The following is a 16,713-nucleotide window of genomic DNA, read 5'->3' on the forward strand; positions in this document are numbered from 1 at the left end:
CAATGGACGGCATGGATACCTTGACCTTCCGCACCGCTACCCACGCCGATATCCCGGCCCTCGTCGCCCTCGTCACGTCCGCCTACCGCGGCGATGTGAGCAAGCAGGGCTGGACCACCGAAGCCGACATGCTCGATGGCCAGCGCATCGATCCGGACGGGCTGGCCCGTGACATCGACCGCGACCGCAGCCGTATCCTCCTGGCCGAGCGCACGGGAACGCTGCTCGCCTGTGCGCACGTGGCGGAGGAGGACGGCGCCGGCTATTTCGGCATGTTCTCCGTTCGGCCCGACCTGCAGGGCGGCGGCGTGGGCAAGGCCGTGCTGGCCGAAGCCGAGCGCATCGCACGGGACGAATGGCGCCTGCCGGCGATGCGGATGACGGTGATCGACATCCGCGAAGAACTGATCGCGTTCTACGGCCGACGCGGCTATCTGCGCACCGGCATCAAGAAACCCTTTCCCTACGGCGACGAGCGCTATGGCATTCCCAAGCGCAACGACCTTCGCTTCGAGATCCTCGAGAAGCCGTTGGCGGGGGCCCTCGCATGAGCGATACCTGGACCTTCGTCTGCGCCACGGGCGAGCTGCTGCCCGGCGAGCTGAAGACGGTGTTCGACGAGGTCACCGGGACGCCGATCGTCGTCCTCAACCACGACGGCGACCTGTACGCGCTGGAAGACAAATGCAGCCACGAGGACTTCGAGCTGTCCTCCGGCCACTTTGACCCGGCGGAAGCCAGCATCGAGTGCGTCCTGCACGGGGCGCGCTTCGATATCCGCGACGGCCGCGCCCTGTGCGCCCCGGCCTACTCGCCGGTGGCCAAGTTCCCGGTCCGCCTGGAACACGGCGGTATCTGGACCCGGGACGACCGGGACTGACCCTCAGAATGTGAACATTCTGTTGTAATCGCAAATCATTCTCATTATCCTGTCGCACCCTGCGGCAGCCCGCCGCAGCCCGCCCTTCGAGGCCCCGGTGCCGCGCGTCCTTCGTCCCGTCCTGCCGACTGTCATCCGCCCCCCCCAAGGCCGACGGCTCGCGCACGCGTTCGCCCCCGCCTGCTGGGGCTGCGGCCCCCCTCGCTGAGGCCGCCCGGGCGCGCCAGGCGCCCCGCCTGTGCGCCGCGCATCGCGCACTAACGAATCCCTTTTTCTCACCTCTGTCCCGCAGCTATCGCCACCGGGTCATCCGCCCAAGCACCCAAGGATGCCTATGAACTTCCGCCCTTCCCCCCTGACCGCTGCCCTGCTCATGGCGATCACCGCCCCGGCTCTCGCCGCGCCTGCCGGCGAAGCGCCGGCCGATGCCGCCATGCAGGCCAAGGAACTGGACACCGTCGAGGTGCACGGTGAGCGCGTGCAGAAAGCCAGCTCGCCGAAATACACCGAGGCATTGGTGGATACGCCGCAGACGATCACCGTCGTGACCAGCGAGGTCATGGCGCAGCAGAACCTGCTCGGCCTGAAGGACGTGCTGAGCACGCTGCCCGGCATCACCTTCGGCGCCGGCGAAGGCGGCGGCGGGTATGGCGACAGCATCAACCTGCGAGGTTTCACCGCCAGCAGCGACATCACCACCGACGGGGTGCGCGACAGTGCGCAGTACACGCGTAGCGACACGTTCAACCTCGAGTCGATCGAACTGATCAACGGCGCCAACTCGGCCATGTCGGGTGCAGGCTCCGTCGGCGGCACCATCAACCTGGTCAGCAAGACCGCGCGCGAAGGCGATTTCAATACCGTTACCGTGGGCGCCGGCTCGGACAAGTACGGCCGCGTGACCGCCGACAGCAATTTCGATTTCGAGAACGGCATCGCCGTCCGCCTGAACGCCATGGGCCATACCCAGGATGTCCCGGGCCGCGACGAAGAATTCAAGCACCGCTGGGGCTTCGCCCCCTCGATCGCATTCGGCCTGGACTCCGATACCCGCTTCACCGTGAGCTACCTGCACCAGCACGACAACAACATGCCGCAGTACGGTGTGCCGTTCGCGCTAAGCCCGTTCAACGACGGCCCGTTGCCAGGCGTCGACCGCGAAACCTATTTCGGTTACCGGAACACGTCGCGCCAGGAAAGCGACGTGGACATGCTGACCGGCGTGCTCGAGATGGACTTCGGCGACCACGTCAGCCTGCGCAGTCTGGGCCGCCTGCAGCGCGTGGAGCAGTACACCAACGCGACGGCCCTGCAAGGCAGCTGGTGCCGCTTCGACGGCACTGATCCCTACACCGGAGGCCCTTGCGCGTTCATGCCCGGCAGCACCACGGTGCGTCAGCCGGCAGGGACTTGGAATCCCAGTGGCGGCCCACGCGGACTGGTGCGCGATACCGAGAATTTCATCGCCCACAGCCAGACCGACCTGACGGCCAGCTTCAGCACCGGCGCTGTGCGCCATGACGTCGTCGTCGGCGTGTCCTTCAGCAAGGAAGACTTCGAACTCGACACCGGCACCACGTTCCGCAATCCCGACGGCTCCACGACGGGCATCACCTATCAGCTCCAGAACTTCGACAACCCGTACAACGTCTGGACCGGTCCGCAGAACTACTTCCGCACCGGCCGTACCGAGGGCAGCCTGAACAATCAGGCGGTGTACGTGTTCGACACGTTGAAGTTCGGCGATCAGTGGCTGTTGAACCTCGGTGCGCGCTATGAGCACAACGAAGGCGACACGGTGAACTACATCGTGTCCACGACGGGCCAGATCACCGGCGTGAGCGGTGTGTTCGAGAACGAGGACGATCTGTTCTCCTACCGCGCCGGCCTGGTCTACAAGCCGGTGGACAATGCCAGCGTCTATCTGTCGTACGCCAACAGCAAGACGCCGTCGAAGTCGTCGGTCAATGGCGCGTGCAGCGCGGTGACCTGCAACGTCGATCCGGAAACCGCGGTCAACATCGAGCTGGGCACCAAGTGGGACGTGCTGCAGAATCGCCTGGCGTTGACGGCCGCGCTGTTCCGCAACGAACGCCAGAACTACAAGGTGGCCAGCGTCGATCCGCTGCAGCCGGAGCAGGTGCTGGATGGCAAGGCGCGTGTTGACGGCGTTGCGCTGGGCGTGGCCGGCAACATCACCCGCGAATGGGCGGTGTTCGCCAACTACACGTTCCTGGACAGCGAAGTCCTGCAGAATGCCGCGGATGGCGCGGCGAGCGATCCGGTCAAGGGCAACGAACTGACCCAGACGCCACGCCACTCGGCCAGCCTCTGGAGCACGTACGAACTGGGTGACTGGACCTTCGGCTACGGTGCGACCTATCAGGGCAGTTTCTATCCGAACAACTCCTCGGCGACGGCCTACCTGAAGACGGAGGCCTACTGGGTCCACCGCGCGATGGTCGGCTACCAGATCAACGAACGTATCGGCCTGCAGCTCAACGTCAGCAACCTGTTCGACGAGGAGTACTACACCGGCATTCGCAACAACCTGACCGTCAACGCCGCAGGCGTGGTCACCGCCGGCAACGGATGGGCCAACCCGGGCGAAGGCCGCTCCGCGGTGCTGACGGCCACGTTCCGCTTCTGATACGTCCGCGTCCCATGCCCCGCCTATGCACAATGGGCGGGGTTTTCTGTTCGAGGTGAACCGACATGCTGCTGGCGATTCCGGAGATCCTGACTCCCGCGCAGGTCGCGCAGGCACGGGCGCGCCTGGATGCCGCCGATTGGGCGGACGGCCGCGTCACCGCGGGCTACCAGTCGGCCAAGGCCAAGGACAACGCCCAGCTCCCCGAAGATTCGCCGGCGGCGCGCGATGTGGGTGCACTGATTCTGGAGGCGCTGTCGCGCAACAGCACGTTCTTCTCCGCGGCGCTGCCCAAGCGCATCTATCCGCCGCTGTTCAACCGCTACGATGGGGGCCAGTCGTTCGGGTACCACGTCGACAATGCGATCCGCTACGACCGTAGCCGCGGGGGCGTCGATCCCGTCCGCACGGATTTGTCGGCCACCCTGTTCCTCAGCGCGCCGGACGAGTACGACGGCGGCGAGTTGATCATCGAAGACACCTTCGGCACGCAGAGCGTGAAGTTGCCGGCCGGCCACATGGTGCTTTATCCCGGCACCAGCCTGCACAAGGTGACGCCGGTGACCCGCGGTGCGCGCGTGGCCTCGTTCTTCTGGATGCAGAGCATGGTGCGCGATGACGGGCACCGACGGCTGATGTTCGAACTGGACGTGTCCATCCGCCGCCTTACCGCCGATGTGCCGGAGCATCCCGCGCTGGTGCAGCTGACAGGTGTCTATCACAACCTCCTGCGCCAATGGGCGGAGACCTGAGCCACGCGCACCAGGCCGTCCAGGTCACCACGAGAGTCGATCTCAATTGAGAGCCATTCTCATCTGTGATGTAATGGCCACCCCGCCCTCCTGCCTTCGAGACGCCGTTGTCTCCACCCGCCTCCCCAGCCCTGCAGCAGCAACGTCGTGGCTTCTGGCTGCGTACGCTGCACCAGTGGCACTGGATCAGCTCGGCGGTCTGCCTAGTGGGGATGCTGCTGTTCACGATCACCGGCATCACCCTCAACCACGCCGCGCGCATCGAGGCCAAACCCGAGGTGAGCAATCGCACGGCGACGCTGCCCGCGACCGTGCTGGCGGGCCTCGGCGATCGCCAGGAAGGCAATGCAGCGCTTCCCCCGCGTGTCGCCAAGTGGCTGGAAGACGAGTTATCGATCGCCATCGGCGCGCGGCAGGCGGAATGGTCCGACGTGGAGGTCTATCTCTCCATGCCGGGCCCGGGCACCGACGCGTGGTTGAGCATCGACCGCGAAACGGGTGCTGTGGAGTACGAGCGCACGAATCGTGGCTGGATCTCGTACTTCAACGACCTGCACAAGGGTCGCAACGCCGGCACCGCCTGGAGCTGGTTCCTGGACGTCTTCGCAGTGGCCTGTCTGGTGTTCTGCATCACCGGGTTGTTCCTGCTCTACCTGCATGGCCGGCAGCGGCGCATGACTTGGCCGATGGTTGGGCTGGGCCTGCTGGTGCCGCTGCTGATCGCCCTGCTCTTCATCCACTGATCCTTCCCGCACCCACGAGTGACCGCATGTCCAAGATCGCCGTCCACACCACGCTGACCATCGCGCTCAGCGGCCTGCTGGCCGCACCGGCCTATGCCGCCACCCTGGACATCAATGTCGAAATCCCCAAGCTCAACGTGGCCGAGTACCACCGCCCGTACGTGGCGATCTGGATCGAAGGCGCGGACCAGAAGGTCGCCGCCAACCTGTCGGTCTGGTACCAGCAGCGCGACACCGCCGAAGGCCACGGCACCAAGTGGTTGCCCGACATGCGCCAGTGGTGGCGCAAGTCCGGCCGCACGCTGAAGGTGCCGGTGGATGGCGTCACCGGCCCGACCAAGCCGGTCGGCAAGCACGCCTTGAGCTTCACCGACAAGCAGCCGCAGTTGGCCAACCTGGCGCCGGGCGACTACACGCTGGTCGTCGAAGCCGCGCGCGAAGTCGGTGGCCGCGAACTGCTGAAGATCCCCTTCAGCTGGCCGGCCAAGAAGCCGCCGCAGACCGGCAAGGCGCAAGGCACCACCGAACTCGGTGCCGTCACCCTGACCGTCAAGCCCTGATCCCTTTCCACGTACGCAGCTGGAGATTCCGATGAAGCGTTCCCTTGCCGTGGCCATCGCCCTGGCCTCCGTCATCCCCGCCAGCGCCCTGGCCCACAAGGCCTGGATGATGCCGTCGCAGACCGTCATCGCCGGCACCAATCCGTGGATCACGGTGGATGCCGCGGTGTCGAACGACTTGTTCTACTTCAACCACGTGCCGCTGCGCACCGAAGGCCTGGTCATCACTGCGCCGGACGGCAGCGCCGCGGACGCGCAGAACCTCGCCACTGGCAAGTACCGCACCGTGTTCGACGTCGAACTGAAGCAGCAGGGCACCTACCGCATCGCGACCGTCAACAAGGGCCTGATGGTTCGCTGGGAAGGGGCCGACGGCAAGCCGGCCGGCCTGCGCGGCGCCAAGCCCGAGGACCTCGCCACCAAGGTGCCGAAGGACGCGAAGAACCTGCAGGTCTCGCAATCGGTCGGCCGCATCGAGACGTTCGTGACCAATGGTTCGCCGAACGACACTGCGCTGAAGGCGACAGGTGAAGGCCTGGAGTTGCTGCCGGTGACGCATCCGAACGATCTGTTCGCCGGTGAAAAGGCCACGTTCAAGATGCTGGTCGACGGCAAGCCGGCGGCGGGCCTGGAATTCGAGATCACCCGCGGCGGTACGCGTTACCGCAACGCGCAGGACGAGATCAAGGTCACCACCGACGCCAACGGCGAGTTCAGCGTGACCTGGCCGGAAGCCGGCATGTACTGGCTGGAAACCGGCACGGAAGACACCAAGACCACGATTCCGCAGGCGAAGCAGCGTCGCCTGAGTTACGTGGCCACGCTGGAAGTGCTTCCGCAGTAAGCCGCAACGCGCCGCCGGACTCCGATCCGGCGGCGTCACCGCATGAACGCGACCCTCCCCGCTTCTTCCGCACCGAACGTGCCCGTGCAGGCCCTGCATGGGCAGACGATGGGCACGACCTGGTCGGTGCGCTTCCATGCGCGTGCGCGCATCGATCTGCACACGCTGCATGACGCCGTGCAGGCGCGCCTCGATCGCGTGGTCGCCGAGATGAGCACGTGGGAACCGGATTCGGACATCAGCCGTTTCAACCGCGCGGAGGCCGGCACCTGGTTCGTGCTGCCGGAAGGGTTCGCCACCGTGTTGGCCGCCGCCCTGGATGTCGCCGCGCGCAGCGAAGGCGCGTTCGATCCGACCATCTCACCGCTCGTCGCGGCCTGGGGTTTCGGCGCGCATGCCCACGCGCGTGGTCGCCCGACCGATGCAGCGCTGGCGCAGGCGCGTGAGCGCGTGGGTTGGAAACACCTGTCGTTCGATCCGGCGGCCGCACGCGTGCTCCAGCGCGGCGGCATCACCCTGGATCTGTCGGCCATCGCCAAGGGTTACGGCGTGGACGTGGTGGTCGCCTTGCTCCGGCAACGTGGCATCGACGGCGCCCTGGTCGAAGTCGGTGGCGAGCTCTACGGCTACGGTGGCAAATCCGACGGACAGCCGTGGCGCGTGCTGGTCGAATCCTCGCCGGACGAAGAAGCCGAAAGCGAAGGCCTGGAGCCTCGCGTGCTGCGACTGGACGGCGTCGCCGTGGCCACCTCGGGCGATCGCTGGCATGCCTATGAACATGACGGCACCCGCTACTCGCACACGATCGATCCGCGCACCGGCGTTCCGGTCCATGACGTGGCCGCAGCCGTCACCGTCGTCGCCGATACCGCGATGCAAGCGGACGCCTGGGCGACGGCGCTCACCGTGATGGGCACCCAAGCAGGCCACGCGCATGCCTCAGCGCTCGGCCTGGCTGCCCGCTTCCTCGAGCGTACGCCTGACGGCCTGGTCGAACACGCGACCCCCGCTTTCGAACGGCATCTCGACGCATGAGTCCGATGCCGGCGGGATCCACCTTCCGCACGCGCGCGGGCAATGCGCTCGTGTTGGCGCTGCTCGCCGGCATCGCAGCGCTGATGGCCCGTTGGCAAGGCGGTGACTGGTGGGTGGCTTCCCCGGCCGCCGCGCGATGGATTGCTGCAGGCGCTGCCCTGTTTGGCTATCTTGGATTCACCGCCGTCTTGCTGCGGTGGGCGCACCGGCGGGATCGTGCGGCGTCGCCCGGCACCACCGTGCCGCAGGACGCCACTTGGGTAGTGCACGCCAGCCAGACCGGTTTCGCCATCGAAGTGGCCGACCTGACGGCAGCGTCGCTGCGCAAGGCCGGCATGCAGGTGCAGCGCTGCGCCCTCGAACACCTGGATGGCAAACGCCTGGCACAAATTTCACAGGCGCTCTTCATCGTCAGCACCACGGGCGAAGGCGATCCGCCGGATCCGGCACTGGGCTTCGTGCGGTCGGTGATGGGCCAACCCGCGACGCTGGCGCCTCTCCGCTACGCCGTCCTCGCTTTGGGCGATCGTGAGTACCAGCACTTCTGCGCCTTCGGCCACCAGTTGGACGAATGGCTGCGCCGACATGCTGCGCAACCGATGTTCGATCTGGTCGAAGTCGACAATGCGGACGACGGCGCCCTGCGCCACTGGCAACACCATCTGGGCCAGATCAGCGGAAGCGCCGATCTTCCCGACTGGGAAGCACCGCGCTATGCGACGTGGTCGTTGATCGAGCGCCGCGAACTGAATCCCGGCAGCGTGGGCGGTCCCGCTTTCCACATTTCCCTCGCGCCGCCCGCCGGCGTACCCGTGCACTGGGAGGCCGGCGACATCGCCGAGATCGGTCCGCGGCATGCGCGCGCCGACGTCCTCGCTTTCCTGCAATCGATCAGCCGCTCGCCTGAGGAACGCGTGACCTGGCAGAGCGACACGTACGCGCTAGCCGATGTGGTGGCGGCAAGCCAATGGCCTTCAACGCCTGCCCTTCCGGGTAACGTCTCGGCGCAAACCGTGGCCGATGCGGCCGTGCCGTTGCCCCATCGTGAGTACTCGATCGCCTCGATTCCGACCGACGGCGCCCTGCATCTGCTCGTGCGCCTGATGACACGCGAGGACGGGACGCCGGGATTGGGCAGCGGCTGGCTGTGCCGACATGCCGTACCCGGAGACGGCATCGCGTTGCGCATCCGACGCAACCCCAATTTCCACGCGCCCATGCACGACGTGCCGATGATCCTGATTGGCAACGGAACGGGACTCGCTGGCCTGCGCTCGCACCTGCGTGCGCGCGAGCGCGTGGGCGCGCATCGCAACTGGTTGCTGTTCGGTGAGCGCCAGCGCGCGCATGACGGCTTCCATGGCGAAGAAGTCGCGCATTGGCTGGCGGAAGGCCATCTGGAGCATCTGGATCAGGTTTTCTCTCGCGACGGCGGCGCGCACCGCTACGTACAGCATGCGTTGCGTGCGCAGTCGCGGCGGCTGCGTGAATGGATCGAGGCGGGCGCAGCGCTTTATGTCTGCGGCAGCCTGGAGGGCATGGCGCCCGGTGTGGACGAGGTCTTGCGCGAGGTGCTCGGCAACGCCTGCGTGGAAGACCTGCTGGCCACGGGCCGCTATCGGCGCGACGTCTACTGATCCCGCGTCGTCACGGAACGGGCTCGCTCCGCGCCGGATCCTCGATACGGATGGCGAGCAGTTCGCCCCCGCCCTGCAGTGCGTATCGCCTGCGGCCCTCAGTCGATACGAGGAACGCCGTATCCCCCGTCCAGAGCGCGGGCAAGCCATCCGCGACGTCGAACGCCGCCTGGCCCGCGAGCAGATGGATGGCCCAGCTGACGCCCGGCTCGGCGAAGAACAACATCGGCCCCACTAGCGGCCGATGGAACAGCTCCGCGCGCACGGCATCGCGTCGCCACATCAGATTGAAGTCGTGCGTCAGGCCATCAACCAATTCGCCGTGCACGTCGTCTTCGCCACGGAAGCGCAGCCTTCCGTGCGGCGGCTCAAGTGTCACGCAGCGCCCATCGCCAAAGCACAGGCGGAGCCCGTTCCCCCGCACGAGCACGAGTTCACGATCAACGTCGGGGAACGCGGAGAAGGCGGCATCGCGCTCGATCTCTGCGATCGACAACCGCCAATGCCAGGCGTCACTTTCGGGAACACGGATGATCTCGCGCGTCCATCCGAGTCCGTTCTTCCAGCGCTCGCGCCGGTACTCATTGGCCGGAATGACCTGCGATGCCTCCAGCATGGGAACCCCGCCCGATGTCGATGCGCGATTCTAGCCCGACATCACCTGCGCACTTCGACACCCGTCCATCGCAGAAAGCACATCGCCCGGGCGCACATCCTGCGTGCCCGGGCGATGCTCACCTCCGTGTCGGCTCCTGCCTTCCACCAGGGTCAACCCTGGTCATCGCGAATCCCTCGCTCAATAAGTACGTCCTTGTCGGCATCCTGCCTGGTTCCCCTGGCATCCTGCCCCTGCGTGAGGTGTCCACGTCCTGTGGAAGCGGCCTCACGCGGGAATTGATCAACGCCTGGCCACCGGCTTCGGCTTGGCGGCGCTCGCGGCAGCAGGCTTGGCTTGCGCCGCGCTGGTGCGCAGTTCGATGCGCTCCCGGTTCTGCTCCACCAGGCTCAGGCCGATGCCCTTCACCATTGCCAGCTCTTCAGCGCTCTTGAACGGACCATTGGCCTTGCGGTAATCCACGATCGCAGCAGCCTTGGCGGGCCCCACGCCGACCAGGACCCGGTCCAGCGCGGCGGCGTCGGCCGTATTGATGTTGACCTTCTCCGCCGCCAGCGCCGGCACGGCCAATAGCAACGACAGCGCGATGACCTTGGCAAACTGGATGAATGACTTCATGACGACTCTCCTTGTGACGTTGGACTCTCCATGGATGACGGATGCGTCGCCGTATCCGCCATGCTTCCGTCGCTTGCGACGGTGTGGAAAGTCTCCAGCGCCCACGACACCCAAGGTATCGCTCCGGCTCGCAAGGGTCTGCCCGTAAATGCCGCGCCACCGTGTAGGAAAAGTCCTACCCGTGGGGGCGTAGAATGGGCGATCACTGCATCCAGTACCCGGAGTTGCCATGGATACCGCCAAAGTCGACCGCTACGTAGCCGAAAAATGGGATGACGAGATCGTCCCGCAGCTGGTCGAGTACATCCGCATCCCGAACAAGTCGCCGATGTTCGACAAGGACTGGGTGGCCAACGGGTACATGGAACAGGCGGTGCAGCTGATGGAACGCTGGGCGAAGGCCCAGTCGGTGCCCGGCATGCAGGTGGAGGTGGTCCGGCTGGAGGGCCGCACGCCGCTGATCTTCATCGAGATTCCGGCCAGTGGCCCCGACACCGGCGCCGACACGGTGCTGCTGTACGGCCACCTGGACAAGCAGCCGGAAATGACCGGCTGGGACGAGGACCTGGGCCCGTGGGTTCCCGTGATCAAGGGCGACAAGCTGTACGGCCGCGGTGGCGCCGACGACGGTTACGCGATTTTCGGCTCGCTGGCCGCCATCCAGGCGCTGCAGCAGCAGGGCGTGCCTCATGCGCGCTGCGTGGTGCTGATCGAGGCCTGCGAAGAGTCTGGCAGCTACGATCTGCCCGCCTACGTCGACCACCTCGCCGATCGCATCGGCAAGCCCTCGCTGGTGGTATGCCTGGATTCCGGCTGCGGCAACTACGAGCAGCTGTGGTGCACGACGTCGCTGCGCGGCCTGGCCGGCGGCAATTTCACCGTCAAGGTGCTTGAGGAAGGCGTGCACTCCGGCGATGCGTCCGGCATCGTGCCGTCGAGCTTCCGCCTGCTGCGCCAGTTGCTGTCGCGCCTGGAGGACGAGCAGACCGGTCGCATCCTGCCCGAAGGCCTGCAGGTGGAGATTCCGGCGGACCGCCTGGCGCAGGCGCAGGAAGCCGCCCGCGTGCTGGATACTGCCGTGTTCGACAAGTTCCCGTTCCTGCCCGGCATGACGCCGATGGCGGACGACCTGGCCCAGTTGGTGCTCAACCGCACTTGGCGCCCGGCGCTGTCGGTGACCGGCGTGGACGGCATGCCGCCGTTGTCTTCGGCCGGCAACGTGTTGCGCCCGCATACGTCGGTGAAACTGTCGCTGCGCCTGCCGCCGACCTTGGAAGGCAAGCAGGCCGGCCAACTGCTGAAGGACCTGCTGGAGAAGGACCCGCCGAACGGCGCCCACGTTAGTCTGGAACTCGAGAAGGCCAGCACCGGCTGGAACGCGCCGACGATGTCGCCGTGGCTGGAGAAGGCCATCGATGCATCCAGCCGCGAATTCTTCGGCAAGCCGGCGATGTACATGGGCGAAGGCGGCACGATTCCCTTCATGGGCATGCTGGGTGAGAAGTTCCCCGGTGCGCAGTTCATGATCACCGGCGTGCTGGGCCCGCACTCCAACGCGCACGGCCCGAACGAATTCCTGCACATCCCGATGGGCAAGAAGGTCACTGCCTGCGTCGCCCGGGTGATCGCCGAACACCACGCGGCCAGCGTGCGTGGCGAGACGACCGGTGTGGCCGCCGTGGCCGGTGGCGAGCAGCATGGCGATCACGGCTGCTGCTGAGCCGCTGATCCGCAGTGCGCGTGGAACGCCCGGGAAACCCGGCGTTTCCGTTTCCAGCCTACAGGGATGGCCCTTGCGCCCGGCGGCCTGCTAGGCTCGTCTCGCCCCACACCTTCCCAACCGGAGCGATTCGATGGAACAGATTTTTGGTGGCGGTATTCTCTGGACCCTGCTCATCGGCTTCCTCGCTGGCCTGCTCGCACGCGCATTGAAGCCCGGCGACGACAAGCTCGGCTTCTTCATGACCATCGTGCTCGGCATCCTGGGCGCGCTCTTGGCCCGCTTCATCGGCGGCGCGCTGGGCTGGTACAGCCCGGGCGAACCGACCGGCTTCATCGCGTCGGTAATCGGTGCAATCGTGCTGTTGGTTATCTACGGCTTCGTTCGCAAGAAGAAGTGATCTACAGAACAAAAAAGGCCCCGCATTTGCGGGGCCTTTCTCTTGCGTTGGACTCAGTCGGCGGATCGATCACTGGCTGCGGCCGTATACGTCCTCGAACCGCACGATGTCGTCCTCGCCCAGATAGCTGCCGGACTGCACTTCGATCAGTTCCAGCGGCACCTTGCCCGGATTCTCCAGGCGGTGCTTGACGCCAAGCGGGATGTACGTGCTTTCGTTCTCCGACAACAGCAGCGTCTCGTCGCCGCGGGTGACCTTGGCGGTGCCGCTGACGACGATCCAGTGCTCGGCTCGGTGATGGTGCATCTGCAGGCTCAGCGCGGCGCCGGGCTTGACCTTGATCCGCTTCACCTGATGGCGCCCGCCATTGTCCACGGAGTCGTAGCTGCCCCAGGGGCGGTGCACTTCGCGGTGCAGGACGGCCTGGCTGCGTTGTTCTTCCTTCAGCCGGGCCACGACCAACTTGACGTCCTGCACGCGGTCCTTGCGCGCGACCAGCACCGCGTCGTCCGTCTCCACCACCACGATGTCATCCACGCCTACCAACGCCACCAGTCGCTGCGCGTAGGCATAGCTGTTGCGGCTGTCGACCGCGATCACGTCGCCATGGTGCGCATTGCCGTCGGCGTCGCGCTCCGCCACGTCCCACAGGGCGGACCAGCTGCCCACATCGTTCCAGCCGATATCCACCGGCAGCACCATGGCATCCGCGGTCTTCTCCATCACGGCGTAGTCGATGGAATCCGATGGGCACGCCGCAAACGCGTCCTTGTCCAGGCGCACAAAATCGCCGTCATGTCGCGCGGCTGCGTGCGCCGCACGCACCGCATCGACGATGTCGGGGCGGAAGCGGGCCAGTTCCTCCAGGAAGCGGCTTGCGCGAAACAGGAACATGCCGCTGTTCCAGTAATAGCCGCCTGCATCGAGGTAGGACTGGGCGGTGGCGGCATCCGGCTTCTCGACGAAGCGCGAGACCTTGCGCAGGCCGTCGCCGGCTTCGGCCTGGATGTAGCCGAAGCCCGTTTCCGGCGCATCGGGCACGATGCCGAAGGTAATCAGCGCGCCCGCCTCGGCCGCTGCCGAAGCATCGCGCACGGCGCGCTGGAAGCCGGCCACGTCGCGGACGACATGGTCCGACGGCAGCACCAGCAGCAGCGGATCAGTACCGTCCGCCATCGCCTGCAGTGCGGCGGCGGCGATCGCCGGTGCGGTGTTACGGCCGACCGGTTCCAGCAGGATCGCCGGCACCGGTGAGCTTACCTGGCGGAGTTGTTCAGCAACGAGGAAGCGATGTTCCTCGTTCGCGACCACGATCGGCGCGAGGTCGGCCAACGCTTCGACGCGACGCCAGGTGGCCTGCACCATGGTGTCGTCGCCGGCCAGCGGCAGGAACTGCTTCGGATAGGCTTCACGCGAGAGCGGCCACAGGCGCGTGCCGGAGCCGCCGGAAAGCAGCACTGGTTGGAGTTGGGCCATGCAAGCCTCGCAAGTCGGTAGGGCGCCAGTTTACCCTGTAGCCCTTTACTGCCTGTGCCCGGCCGCAACTGCATGAACCCAACGATTCAGGACCCTTCCGGGCGCGGCGCCCAGCGCCTGGACTGGGCGCGCGGCGCGCTCGGCGACCCCTACGCGCAGCTCGAACGTGCGTCGATGGACGCCGGCTTCCGCAGCTATTGGCGCAGCCTGGGCGATGGCCCCGGACGCATCGTGATGGACTCGCCGCCCGGCCTGGAGGACGTGCGTCCCTGGCTGGCCATGCGCGGGCTGCTCCTGGGCGGCGGCGTGCGCGTGCCCGAGGTGCTCGCCATCGATATCGAGAACGGCTTCCTGCTGCTGGAAGACCTGGGCGGCCCCACGCTGGCGCACGTCATCAGCGACGACAACGCCGACACCTGGTTCGATGCCGCCCTCGAGCAGTTGCTGCGCCTGCAGGCGATCGCGCCGCCCGAGGGCATGGGCGAGTTCGGCGAAGCCCTGCTGCAGCGCGACGCGGGCCTGTTCGACGAATGGTTCCTGCGCCGGCACCTGGGATTGACGTTGGATTGCGGCGAAGCCGATGGATTGGAACTGGCGCAACGCCGCCTGATGGACAACGCATTGCGGCAAGCCCGCGTGCTGACGCACCGCGATTTCATGCCCCGCAACCTGATGCCAGTGACACCGGGGCCGGCGGTCTTGGATTTCCAGGACTGCGTGCGCGGTCCGATCGCGTACGACGCAATGAGCTTGTTCAAGGACGCGTTCCTGAGCTGGCCTCTGGAACGCGTCGACGGCTGGCTCGCCCGCTACCACGCCCGTGCCACACGCGCCGGGCTGCCGGTTCCGGAATTGAAGGTGTTTTTGCGGGACGCGGACTGGATGGGCATCCAGCGGCACCTGAAGATCCTCGGCATCTTCTCCCGCCTGCATTACCGCGATGGCAAGACCCGTTACCTGCCTGACGTGCCGCGCTTCATCCGCTACCTCGACGAGGTGCTGCCGCGCTATCCCGAACTGGCCGGCCTGCGCGGCCTGCTCGATGCGCGGATCAAGCCTGTTCTGCACGCCCGCGGTGAGATCGCATGAAGGCGCTCGTCTTCGCCGCCGGCCTTGGCGAGCGCATGCGGCCGCTGACCGACTGCACGCCCAAGCCGCTGATCGAAGCCGGCGGCAAGCCGCTCATCGTGTGGCATCTGGAGAAGTTGGCGGCACTCGGCGTGCAGGACGTGGTGGTCAACACCAGTTGGCTGGCCGACCGTTTCCCCGAAGTGCTCGGCGACGGCACGCGTTGGGGCTTGCGGATCCACTACCTCTACGAAGGGGACACGCCCCTGGAAACCGGCGGCGGCATGCTCAATGCGCTCCCGCTGTTGGGGGATGCGCCGTTCCTGCTGGTCAACGGCGACATCTGGACCGATTTCGATTTCGCTCGTCTGCCGCGCGAACCGGCCGGGCTGGCGCACCTGGCGATGGTCGACCCACCCGTCTTCGCGCCACGCGGCGACTTCGCGCTGGATGCGATGGGCACGGTGCACCGTGAAGGCGAGCACCGCCTGACGTACGCCGGCCTGGGCATCTACCGACCGGCCCTGCTCGATGAGTGGCAGCGGCACGCGGCCGGCCAGGTCCGCGACACGGTCGCGGGCAAGCCCCGATTTCCGCTGCTGCCCCTGCTGCATGCCGGCATGGCAGCAGGCGCCATCACCGGCGAACGCCTGCAGGGACGCTGGACCGATGTCGGCACGCCAGAGCGCCTGGCAGACCTGAACCGCGACCTCGCACCCTAGCAGCCGCCGTCGCGACGGAATACGTCCTTCGCACGTACTGTGGTTCGTATGGATGCCCGCGTCCCCGACCACGCCCCGGAAGCGCAGCTGCTGCGCCGCGCCCGCCGTGGCGACCAGGCGGCGTTCGAAGCGCTGTACCAAGCCCACGCGAGCGCCGTGCACGCACTGGCTTTCCGGCTGACGAACAACGCGGAGGAAGCGGAGGACATCGTGCAGGAGACCTTCCTGCGCATGTTCGGCTTCCTGTCCGGCCTGCGCGAAGACACGCCGTTGCGGCCCTGGCTGAAGCGCGTGGCGGCCAACCTGGCGATCGATCGCCTGCGCCGGCTCCCGCGCACCGGCACCGACGCGGAACTCGACGCCCTCGTCGATGAAGCCCGCATGTCGCCCGCCGATGCCGCCGATGCGGAGGCCTTGTTGCGACGGTTGCCGCCGCTCGCCCGTACTGTCGTATGGCTGCACGAAATGGAAGGCTGGTCGCACGAGGACCTCGCGCGTCGCTTCGGCCGCACGGCCAGCTGGTCCAAGTCGCTGTTGTCGCGCTCGCTCGCCCGATTGCGCGAAGGCCTCGAACCCCGTGGAGATGCTTCATGACCCCTGAATCCGTCCAGGCACGCTTGGCCGCCCTTCCGGAACCGCCCCTGCCGCCCGCGTTGTGGCCACGCCTGCATCTGGCGCGCGTGCGCCAGCGTGAGCGACGCAGGCGCATCATCGCCGGGAGCATGGCGGTGCTGGCCTTGGTCGCGCTGCCTCTCGTCTACACGCGCCTCGTCGTGCCTCCTGCCGCGTCGCCGGACACGTTCGCCGCCGCCCCGCGCGCCCCGCTTCACGAGGAGCCGCTGCGCGTCGTCGATCGCGAACTGCAGCACGCTTATGAGCGCGGCGCCAGCGAGCAGGAGTTGCAACAGCTGTGGCAGCGACGCCAGGCGATCGCGCGCAGCGGCAGTGCCAGCGTCGTTCCCCAACCTTTCGAAATCTGAGGCACCGCCATG

General features: G+C 66.8%; 18 protein-coding genes. 15 read left to right on the plus strand and 3 right to left on the minus strand.

The genetic code is table 11. The features are described from left to right. Positions 1-11 precede the first annotated feature (11 nt). From AC23D6_RS15085 to AC23D6_RS15125, 9 genes are all read left to right on the plus strand, one after another. Positions 12-551 (plus strand): GNAT family N-acetyltransferase, encoded by a 540-nt coding sequence (locus AC23D6_RS15085; protein ID WP_487750033.1) that lies wholly within the window; start codon positions 12-14, stop codon positions 549-551. Continuing rightward, positions 548-880 carry a non-heme iron oxygenase ferredoxin subunit gene (locus AC23D6_RS15090; RefSeq protein WP_487750034.1) on the plus strand — a complete coding sequence of 111 codons (333 nt, stop codon included), beginning with the start codon at positions 548-550 and terminating at the stop codon, positions 878-880. Before AC23D6_RS15085 ends, AC23D6_RS15090 begins: the two co-directional genes overlap by 4 nt. Positions 881-1,214: 334 nt before the next feature. After that, positions 1,215-3,530 carry a TonB-dependent receptor gene (locus AC23D6_RS15095; RefSeq protein WP_487750035.1) on the plus strand — a complete coding sequence of 772 codons (2,316 nt, stop codon included), beginning with the start codon at positions 1,215-1,217 and terminating at the stop codon, positions 3,528-3,530. A gap of 65 nt (positions 3,531-3,595) precedes the next feature. Continuing rightward, a complete protein-coding gene (locus tag AC23D6_RS15100) occupies positions 3,596-4,282 on the plus strand; it encodes a Fe2+-dependent dioxygenase (protein WP_487750036.1) in 687 nt (228 codons plus the stop codon). A 107-nt stretch (positions 4,283-4,389) separates the two neighbouring features. Beyond that, complete coding sequence (locus AC23D6_RS15105) at positions 4,390-5,025, plus strand: PepSY-associated TM helix domain-containing protein (RefSeq protein ID WP_487750037.1); 636 nt, start codon at positions 4,390-4,392, stop codon at positions 5,023-5,025. Between the two features lie 26 nt (positions 5,026-5,051). Continuing rightward, a complete protein-coding gene (locus tag AC23D6_RS15110; protein ID WP_487750038.1) occupies positions 5,052-5,585 on the plus strand; it encodes a DUF2271 domain-containing protein in 534 nt (177 codons plus the stop codon). A 31-nt stretch (positions 5,586-5,616) separates the two neighbouring features. Further along, a complete protein-coding gene (locus AC23D6_RS15115; protein WP_487750039.1) occupies positions 5,617-6,429 on the plus strand; it encodes a DUF4198 domain-containing protein in 813 nt (270 codons plus the stop codon). 42 nt (positions 6,430-6,471) lie between these two features. Then, complete coding sequence (locus AC23D6_RS15120) at positions 6,472-7,464, plus strand: FAD:protein FMN transferase (RefSeq protein WP_487750040.1); 993 nt, start codon at positions 6,472-6,474, stop codon at positions 7,462-7,464. Continuing rightward, complete coding sequence (locus AC23D6_RS15125) at positions 7,461-9,101, plus strand: sulfite reductase subunit alpha (protein WP_487750041.1); 1,641 nt, start codon at positions 7,461-7,463, stop codon at positions 9,099-9,101. The genes AC23D6_RS15120 and AC23D6_RS15125 overlap by 4 nt, the downstream gene beginning before the upstream one ends. A gap of 10 nt (positions 9,102-9,111) precedes the next feature. Here AC23D6_RS15125 and AC23D6_RS15130 read toward each other — a convergent pair whose 3' ends face one another. Both AC23D6_RS15130 and AC23D6_RS15135 read right to left on the minus strand, forming a co-directional pair. After that, positions 9,112-9,717, minus strand: coding sequence for a HutD/Ves family protein (locus AC23D6_RS15130; protein WP_487750042.1), 606 nt, complete (start codon positions 9,715-9,717; stop codon positions 9,112-9,114). Positions 9,718-9,999: 282 nt separating this feature from the next. Further along, positions 10,000-10,335: a ComEA family DNA-binding protein gene (locus AC23D6_RS15135; protein ID WP_487750043.1), complete on the minus strand. Its 336-nt coding sequence runs from the start codon at positions 10,333-10,335 to the stop codon at positions 10,000-10,002. Between the two features lie 229 nt (positions 10,336-10,564). Here AC23D6_RS15135 and AC23D6_RS15140 point away from each other — a divergent pair, with 229 nt between their 5' ends. After that, the gene (locus tag AC23D6_RS15140; RefSeq protein ID WP_487750044.1) at positions 10,565-12,055 is read left to right on the plus strand and encodes a M20 family metallopeptidase; all 1,491 of its coding nucleotides are present in this window, start codon (positions 10,565-10,567) and stop codon (positions 12,053-12,055) included. A gap of 133 nt (positions 12,056-12,188) precedes the next feature. After that, positions 12,189-12,455: a GlsB/YeaQ/YmgE family stress response membrane protein gene (locus AC23D6_RS15145; RefSeq protein WP_487750045.1), complete on the plus strand. Its 267-nt coding sequence runs from the start codon at positions 12,189-12,191 to the stop codon at positions 12,453-12,455. A gap of 69 nt (positions 12,456-12,524) precedes the next feature. Here AC23D6_RS15145 and AC23D6_RS15150 read toward each other — a convergent pair whose 3' ends face one another. After that, positions 12,525-13,931 carry a mannose-1-phosphate guanylyltransferase/mannose-6-phosphate isomerase gene (locus AC23D6_RS15150; protein ID WP_487750046.1) on the minus strand — a complete coding sequence of 469 codons (1,407 nt, stop codon included), beginning with the start codon at positions 13,929-13,931 and terminating at the stop codon, positions 12,525-12,527. 72 nt (positions 13,932-14,003) lie between these two features. On the opposite strand from AC23D6_RS15150, the gene AC23D6_RS15155 reads away from it, so the two are divergent. Genes AC23D6_RS15155 through AC23D6_RS15170 form a run of 4 tightly spaced genes read left to right on the plus strand, consistent with a single transcriptional unit; the run spans position 14,004 to position 16,701 of the window. Continuing rightward, the gene (locus AC23D6_RS15155; RefSeq protein WP_487750047.1) at positions 14,004-15,020 is read left to right on the plus strand and encodes an aminoglycoside phosphotransferase family protein; all 1,017 of its coding nucleotides are present in this window, start codon (positions 14,004-14,006) and stop codon (positions 15,018-15,020) included. After that, a complete protein-coding gene (gene murU, locus AC23D6_RS15160) occupies positions 15,017-15,721 on the plus strand; it encodes an N-acetylmuramate alpha-1-phosphate uridylyltransferase MurU (RefSeq protein WP_487750048.1) in 705 nt (234 codons plus the stop codon). The genes AC23D6_RS15155 and murU overlap by 4 nt, the downstream gene beginning before the upstream one ends. Positions 15,722-15,769: 48 nt before the next feature. Continuing rightward, complete coding sequence (locus AC23D6_RS15165; protein WP_487750049.1) at positions 15,770-16,315, plus strand: RNA polymerase sigma factor; 546 nt, start codon at positions 15,770-15,772, stop codon at positions 16,313-16,315. Further along, on the plus strand, positions 16,312-16,701 hold the full coding sequence (locus AC23D6_RS15170; RefSeq protein ID WP_487750050.1) for a hypothetical protein: 390 nt from the start codon (positions 16,312-16,314) through the stop codon (positions 16,699-16,701). The genes AC23D6_RS15165 and AC23D6_RS15170 overlap by 4 nt, the downstream gene beginning before the upstream one ends. The last annotated feature ends 12 nt before the right edge of the window (positions 16,702-16,713 follow it).

The organism is Pseudoxanthomonas sp. G3 (assembly GCF_057654715.1).

Excerpts from the sequence above, each read along its gene's own strand:
- AC23D6_RS15085 (WP_487750033.1), top strand. The coding sequence starts at position 12 with ATGGATACCTTGACCTTCCGCACCGCTACCCACGCCGATATCCCGGCC.
- AC23D6_RS15090 (WP_487750034.1), top strand. The coding sequence starts at position 548 with ATGAGCGATACCTGGACCTTCGTCTGCGCCACGGGCGAGCTGCTGCCC.
- AC23D6_RS15095 (WP_487750035.1), top strand. The coding sequence starts at position 1,215 with ATGAACTTCCGCCCTTCCCCCCTGACCGCTGCCCTGCTCATGGCGATC.
- AC23D6_RS15100 (WP_487750036.1), top strand. The coding sequence starts at position 3,596 with ATGCTGCTGGCGATTCCGGAGATCCTGACTCCCGCGCAGGTCGCGCAG.
- AC23D6_RS15110 (WP_487750038.1), top strand. The coding sequence starts at position 5,052 with ATGTCCAAGATCGCCGTCCACACCACGCTGACCATCGCGCTCAGCGGC.
- AC23D6_RS15115 (WP_487750039.1), top strand. The coding sequence starts at position 5,617 with ATGAAGCGTTCCCTTGCCGTGGCCATCGCCCTGGCCTCCGTCATCCCC.
- AC23D6_RS15120 (WP_487750040.1), top strand. The coding sequence starts at position 6,472 with ATGAACGCGACCCTCCCCGCTTCTTCCGCACCGAACGTGCCCGTGCAG.
- AC23D6_RS15125 (WP_487750041.1), top strand. The coding sequence starts at position 7,461 with ATGAGTCCGATGCCGGCGGGATCCACCTTCCGCACGCGCGCGGGCAAT.
- AC23D6_RS15130 (WP_487750042.1), bottom strand. The coding sequence starts at position 9,717 with ATGCTGGAGGCATCGCAGGTCATTCCGGCCAATGAGTACCGGCGCGAG.
- AC23D6_RS15135 (WP_487750043.1), bottom strand. The coding sequence starts at position 10,335 with ATGAAGTCATTCATCCAGTTTGCCAAGGTCATCGCGCTGTCGTTGCTA.
- AC23D6_RS15140 (WP_487750044.1), top strand. The coding sequence starts at position 10,565 with ATGGATACCGCCAAAGTCGACCGCTACGTAGCCGAAAAATGGGATGAC.
- AC23D6_RS15145 (WP_487750045.1), top strand. The coding sequence starts at position 12,189 with ATGGAACAGATTTTTGGTGGCGGTATTCTCTGGACCCTGCTCATCGGC.
- AC23D6_RS15150 (WP_487750046.1), bottom strand. The coding sequence starts at position 13,931 with ATGGCCCAACTCCAACCAGTGCTGCTTTCCGGCGGCTCCGGCACGCGC.
- AC23D6_RS15155 (WP_487750047.1), top strand. The coding sequence starts at position 14,004 with ATGAACCCAACGATTCAGGACCCTTCCGGGCGCGGCGCCCAGCGCCTG.
- murU (WP_487750048.1), top strand. The coding sequence starts at position 15,017 with ATGAAGGCGCTCGTCTTCGCCGCCGGCCTTGGCGAGCGCATGCGGCCG.
- AC23D6_RS15165 (WP_487750049.1), top strand. The coding sequence starts at position 15,770 with ATGGATGCCCGCGTCCCCGACCACGCCCCGGAAGCGCAGCTGCTGCGC.
- AC23D6_RS15170 (WP_487750050.1), top strand. The coding sequence starts at position 16,312 with ATGACCCCTGAATCCGTCCAGGCACGCTTGGCCGCCCTTCCGGAACCG.